6 protein-coding genes are annotated in these 6,270 nt (G+C 66.0%); 4 read left to right on the forward strand and 2 right to left on the reverse strand.

Annotated features, from left to right (window positions below):
• Positions 1-150 precede the first annotated feature (150 nt).
• Positions 151-933, forward strand: coding sequence for a hypothetical protein (locus NV348_RS35875; protein ID WP_447150884.1), 783 nt, complete (start codon positions 151-153; stop codon positions 931-933).
• Positions 934-1,174: 241 nt separating this feature from the next.
• Here NV348_RS35875 and NV348_RS35880 read toward each other — a convergent pair whose 3' ends face one another.
• Together NV348_RS35880 and NV348_RS35885 are read right to left on the reverse strand one after the other, a co-directional pair.
• Positions 1,175-1,453, reverse strand: coding sequence for a VOC family protein (locus NV348_RS35880; protein WP_447150885.1), 279 nt, complete (start codon positions 1,451-1,453; stop codon positions 1,175-1,177).
• Between the two features lie 513 nt (positions 1,454-1,966).
• Complete coding sequence (locus NV348_RS35885; RefSeq protein ID WP_447150886.1) at positions 1,967-2,269, reverse strand: hypothetical protein; 303 nt, start codon at positions 2,267-2,269, stop codon at positions 1,967-1,969.
• 143 nt (positions 2,270-2,412) lie between these two features.
• Here NV348_RS35885 and NV348_RS35890 point away from each other — a divergent pair, with 143 nt between their 5' ends.
• The 3 genes from NV348_RS35890 to NV348_RS36520 all read left to right on the forward strand — a co-directional run bounded on the left by NV348_RS35890 (position 2,413) and on the right by NV348_RS36520 (position 5,991).
• Positions 2,413-2,703 (forward strand): hypothetical protein, encoded by a 291-nt coding sequence (locus NV348_RS35890; protein WP_447150887.1) that lies wholly within the window; start codon positions 2,413-2,415, stop codon positions 2,701-2,703.
• A 2,024-nt stretch (positions 2,704-4,727) separates the two neighbouring features.
• Complete coding sequence (locus NV348_RS35895) at positions 4,728-4,943, forward strand: hypothetical protein (protein ID WP_447150888.1); 216 nt, start codon at positions 4,728-4,730, stop codon at positions 4,941-4,943.
• Positions 4,944-5,616: 673 nt separating this feature from the next.
• Positions 5,617-5,991 carry a DUF8176 domain-containing protein gene (locus NV348_RS36520; protein WP_495885085.1) on the forward strand — a complete coding sequence of 125 codons (375 nt, stop codon included), beginning with the start codon at positions 5,617-5,619 and terminating at the stop codon, positions 5,989-5,991.
• Positions 5,992-6,270: the final 279 nt, after the last annotated feature.

Here is a 6,270-nt window from a genome sequence, read left to right on the forward strand (position 1 = left end):
TCCCCCGTGCCCCCGCGACACTCCGACGACGGACTGTGCCACTCCTGCCGCGACAACGAACGGCCAGGTATTCCTGACCACGACCCTGCCGATCATCTCGCCACGCGATGCCTCACATCGCCGATACACCCTGCGCCAGCGGCGTTGGCGATGCTGCGCCGCGACTGGCGGGCACTCGACCCGGCCGGGCGCGCCGTCATCCAACAGTGGCTGGCCGATAATCCGCTTACCGAACAACGACTCCCGGTCCTCGATCCCTTGCAGCGCCTTTCCGATCGCGAGCTCGCCGACGCGATCGAAGGACTTGCCCAGCGGCTCAGCAACATCGCCACCGAGGCCGAGTTCTTCGCACCCACCCGACACGAGAACCTCGACATTGAGCCCGACCCTGCCGTCGTCGCGCTCCAGCATGACGCCGACAACGCCCGCCACACCGCGCGAGTGCACGCTGACGAACTCGACAGCGCCATTAGCCGGCTCCGCGCCACCAGCGATGCGCTCGCCACCGCACGCGAAGCGCTCGACGCGCTACCGCTGATCCGACGTGCGGCGCGCAATACGATTCAGAGCCGCATCAACACCTTGACCCGTGAACACCGCGAGCGGCGCGACGTTCACCAGCAAGCTCGCGACATCGCCCGCGCGGCGAACCGGCACGCCAACGAACTCAATGCCAGAGCTGAACACGCCGCTGCCGCCGACGAGGCGCGGCGGACCGAAGAACAGGCTCGAGCCGCCGTCGAGCACACCGTCGCACGCAATTCCACCGTCGAGGCATTACAGCAAGGGATCGAATCCGAGCTCACTGCCCATCAGGCAGAACACCACAGGCGGCACGCTCTGACCGACCTGCAACGGCGACTGGAGGAAGCGCACGGCTGCAGCACGAGGCCACAGCCGATGAGTTCGCCGTGGCGGAACACTATGAGCTAGAGCCCAGGGGCCGGATCATCGGCCAGGCCTGGGTCTCTAGTCGACGGATCAGCAGACGAGTATTCGCGCCCAAGGCGAGACGCAGTCAACGAACATGGGCGACCCCGCGACACCGACACCTTGTGTCCCATATGGCAAATTTCTCCACGCCCGTCCCATCTGGATCGGCGGGCTGACGCGTCGACCTGCAACTCATGACCGGCTCAACATGGCTGGAGCGGAGAACATTATCCTGCTGCTATCAGACGACGACCAGGCAGAACGGGTGACCGGCCGGATCCAGCAGCACCCGCCACCGGTCTCCGCCCGGCTGGTGGTCCGGTCTCACCGCGCCGAATCGCAGCGCCAGCTTCTCCGCCGCGTCGAGGTCCTCGACCTTGAGGTCCATGTGCAACTGCTGGGGCACGTCCTGACGGGCCACCGCGGGGGCGCGGTATCCGTCGACCTGTTGGAAGCCCGGGTCGCAACCCGAACCATCGGTCAGGGCGACGAAATCGTCAGCGTCATAACCGAGCTGCATGCCTGTCAGCTCTCGGTAAAACGGGCCAGAGCCCGGGGATCGGCGCAGTCCAGAGTCACGCCTCGCAGTGTGGCGATCGGCATCGCCGATCCTCCAGTCATCCTTGTGCGCGGGCCTCGCAGCGACCCGCCGCGGCTAGTCATTCAACCGCACAGTCGTGGCCAAGCTCCACTCCTTTTCGGGCGGCCGACAGCGCTCGTCTCGGGCTCGGTCGTGTGCACCGTTGCGCCGCCACCCCCGGCGGGAACGACCCGACCGGTTCGCGGGCGACGGCGAGCGGGACGCGCGTGGTGGACGCGGAGCCGAGACTGCGGAAACTCTGCGATCCCCGCCCCGGAGCTCGCTCGGCCGTGCGCCTGAACCGGTTCACCACCCTGTTCAACCGCCCAGCAAGCAAGTGGCCTTGCACCGGCAATAGCTGGAGCTGCGAAGAGGTTGAGCGGCTGCTCCTGCGAGACAAGTTCAACCGGAGGCTGTCATCGCCAACCTCACTCAGCTTTCAGAAGGGAGATGTCAGCTCGGCAACCAACTCGTAGGCACCGGCGACTTCGTGGAGCGGTTTATGCCCTCGCTGCGCCTTCTGGCCATATGATGTCGACCGAGGATCGTGCTGCGCGCCAGCTCGACCACGGTGCCGGTGCCCGCGCGCTGCCCGTCCTGGCTGTCCCAGACCGCGATCATCCGATCTACGCCCTGGACGAGCGCCTCGTTCGCGGCCTCGTAGGCTTCGCGGCCAGCACTGTCGAAGTCCATTGTTCGCACCTTGGCGGCACGAGCGATCAGCGCATCGAACTGGGCGGCATGGTCGGGCTTCACCTTCGCTTCCCGATAGTCGCGTGAGGGCAGCACGACCTCTAGCTGGCCGCCGATGTCGAGGACGGCTTCGGCGAAGACGCTGTCGGCCCCCGCGCGCGATGCACGATATCCCCACGAGATCGGGGGTTCCGTCGAGCAGATCGATGACCGCTTCCCGCACCAGTTCGGCTGTCGCTGGGGTGATGTTCATGTGTCCGGTGACGCTGATCCTCATGTCGCCATCATGCCGGGGACAGCACCAGCGGGTACAGCATGTCTCGCAGCTGTGCCGCTGGTCGGCTGGTGCCGTGTTCGCCTGTGCGCTGATACACCTCCAGAACTTTCGCCCGGACACGATCGGAACTTGTCCTACTGACATCTTCGAGGGCGGCTTCGCCGAGTCGGAGAGCTTCCGCGTACTCGCCTTGGATAAGCCGCGCCTCAGCGATTCCTGAGGCGATCCAGCGCACTGGAACGCCAGCGTTCAGGGCGACGCATCGAGATGGCCGAGGTGGTCGCCTCAGCGGCTTCGTCCGCGAACTCAGCTTGCGAGTAGCGGGCGAGTTCAAGCAAACGGCCCCCAGTGTGCCCGACAATCCCGCTGCATCGAGGCAATGCAGCCTACGGGTCCTCCGCTGGGCGGGGCGTCGCCGAAGGCGCCATGCGCCTTATCGGCGGCGCGATGGAATGCAGCAGGCCGCCCGAGTTTGGCGTACGCCCACGCTTCACGGGTGTACAGCAGCGCGCGAGCGGTCGGAGGGACTGACCGTCCGACGACATCCTGGGCCAGGCGCATGAGTTCGAGGGCACGTTCGCACGCGCGTGGAGAAGGGTGATCCGTTCACTCCGTGGCCCTCGGGTTGGAGAGTCAGCATTTGGCGGGCGAGCTTACGAGTGCGTTGGCGAACAGGCCCCGGGTCGTCGGCGCCACCGCGCGGAGCGGGCGGAGAGCAGGTATACCCCTGCGCGGTGTGCTGCTCACCGCAGTCCCAGGACATGGTGGCTGCTAAGCTTCGGCGAGCAGGGCACGGATGTGGCCGAGACGCCGGCGTCGCCCCTGGCTGGTACCAGCGGCCACCATGTCGTTCACCTCGGACAGTTGGCCGACGACGGCTTTGCGCGTAGTCCTCCGCCGAACTTGTCGTCCCACTCCCGGAACAATCGCGCGGCGTGTTCGAGTTCGTCGAGTTCTTGGTTGCCGGTGCCGGTAATGACCGGAACAGGTCGAGCCGTCCCGCGCTGGTTGGCGTAACCAGCGTTCGAGAGGTTCGAGGAGGTACGCGCCGACGACAACACCCTACAAGCGTTGTCGCGGCTTTGCGGCGATCCACGAGGAGGTCCTTCAAAGTGAGGTCGTCGGCGACGTCCTCGCACGACGCTTTCCAGATCGGCGGATCAGGGTCGACCTCGAAGACGCCGGGCGCGACTGCCCGCCGGGTTTGTAGTTGATCGAACTTGGCTCGCTGCTCAAGGGTCGCCGCAGCGAGTATGGCTTCCATCCGGTCTGCGTGATCAGGGCGGAGGGTGATCGCTTCCTGTCGCTTGCACCACTTCTTGATCGTGTTGATGGATGCCAGCGCGAACAGAGCGGTTCGTGCGAAGATCCAGCGCTGCACGCAATCCGCCGCACCTGCTCCTGTCCACTTCTAGTCGACTCCCTGGTCCCTGGCGAAAGGGGGTTGTGTTCCAGCGTACCAGCCGTGTACCGGTGCGGTGTCGCGTGTACCTACGTGGACTTCCGGGATGATCGCTCGGGCAGCAAGGTTGGATGGGCACCCGCTGCCAGTTCGTCCCTCGTCTCCGGCAACGGGCGAAACCGGAACTCCCTAGCGACTCAACCGTAGGCGGGTGATCCAATGCTGGCCAGTTGCAGCAGCTTATTTCAAACGAACGAACACGTCCCGCGTACAACGAGGACCCGCAATTCCCAGTGCCTGGCCGGGAAATGCCACGGAATACCACTGGAACGCCACCTCTCTGCGGTACCCGGCAATGCCGCTGGCAGGCAACGATTGAACACAGGACCCGATCACGGGGCACCCGAAGCGAAGCCGCTGGCCAGGTACCCCTCGTTGTCGGAAGCGCCACCAGAGAGGCCCGCACATGCACATTCCGACGAGCTGCACCCGCAATCCACCGCGGCGAGGCAGGAGCGGTCATCCAGTACTAGCGCGAACCCTTCAACCGACACGCTCACCCGCATCGAGGCCACCACGCCTTCCGCCCAACGCGCGCCGAGCTGGCTGCAACGCGCTCGGAGGCGATGTGCCAAGCCGGTTTCCTGCCACCGCGCCCACACCGCCAACAGTCGACACCACAGGGCCACACGCCCCGACGACTCCGGTGCCCGAGGAGATCCGATGATACAGACCAGCCCACCACCCACGGCCTACACCGAAACACCACGATCACGGTGCGAGTTCTACCGCCGCGAATGCTCACTGCCCACCGTGATCGACCCCGACCGGGCTAAATCACGATGAAAGCCGGGCTCGTCGGCGCGGTGATGATGCCCACCGAGCTGGCACAACGGGTCAAAACCGCCCTCGATGTGCGTGGAGTCGCGCCGTTGCCGATCATCGGCCACCCCTGCGCCGGAATGCGGACATTCCTCGTAAGGTCCGACATCCGACCGATCGGTGACCCCGCCGTCGTGGCACAGCTCTGGCAAGCGCGGGTGGTCGTCGTCCGGTGAGGGGCGATATTGCGTTGCCCTCGCCAGTGCCGGACTCACGATGGCTCGAACGTGGATATCCCCGGCCATCAGCAAGTTCCGCCCTCCGGGGCAGTCGTCCTCGAATGTGCCCGAGCGTGCCTACCGAGGCAGTACACCCGATGACGCCCGGCGGTGGGTCCCCGCGCCCGGAGGAACCAGATGTCCACCTCACCATCCAGTTCCCCAGTGTGCGCATGGATTTCGCTGCCTGCCTGATCACGCCTCGTCTTCGTCCAAGACATCGCCGCCCGACGACCCTGCACGGTGGCTGTCGACTCCGGTCACTGCGCCGGGCTGTCCCGGCTCCTCCCAACGAACGCTTGTTTCTACTGCCCTGACCCGTACGACCAACGGGGGCGACTCCGACCAACTGAATGACCTTCGCGCCTACCCCGGTGAGGACCTGAGACCCCTCACCCGGCCCGGCCGCGCGGAGGCGGCCCCGGAATGTTCCCAGGCGATATCGCGATCTCCGGGGCCACCCAAACCTTCCGAACTTCCCGAAGCCACGCCCCCAACGGAAGCGACCTCGCATGTATGCCACGTTCGAATCAACTCCACGCCAACCCCTTTGGGCCGCTTTGTGTGGACCGCAGTGACCGTGCTGTGCACACTCGCCGCAGTAGCCACAACAGTGGCGGCGATCGCGGTGATGACCTCCTGGCCGCGCACGCCACCGAGTTCGCGTGCCCCGACGAACGCAGCACCGGGGTGGTCACTGGGTCCGGCCCGGGAGGACACCACCAGCGGCCCGGCCGCGATCCTGGGGTTCAATCACGCCTACTACGCGGACCGATCCGCCGAGCAGGCGCGACGATTCCGACCATCGACTCCGCGATCGCCACAGGTGACCGCCGGCATCGGGATCGACGCCGCGCCTGATACCCGCCACTGCGTGAGCATCTCACCGTTGACCACCAGCAGTGAGTCGGCGCGGTGGGCGGTGACCGGCCGAGTTCCGGCCCGGCACCGAGCTCCTGATCGCCCGGCAGACCGGACCACCGCACCGTCGACGAGGCGACTCTGATCAGCGAGATCACCCTGGCCTGACTCAGGGCCTTTCGCACAGACCACCTGAATACCTCGGACCGAATCCGGCGACCCCCCGAGCCGGTCGGATCCGAGGGTGGGGAACGTCCCCGGAGGCCGACCAACCTCCCGGCCTCCGGGACGCCAACCCGACCCACGAACCACACCTCGGTGGACCCTCCACCGAATCACAACCAACGAAATGACTTGGAGAGGTTAGAACCATGGTCAACACGAGCCGGTACGACACCGCCGATGGCGGGCCGGAAACGTTGCA

The organism is Nocardia fodinahabitans (genome assembly GCF_052983615.1).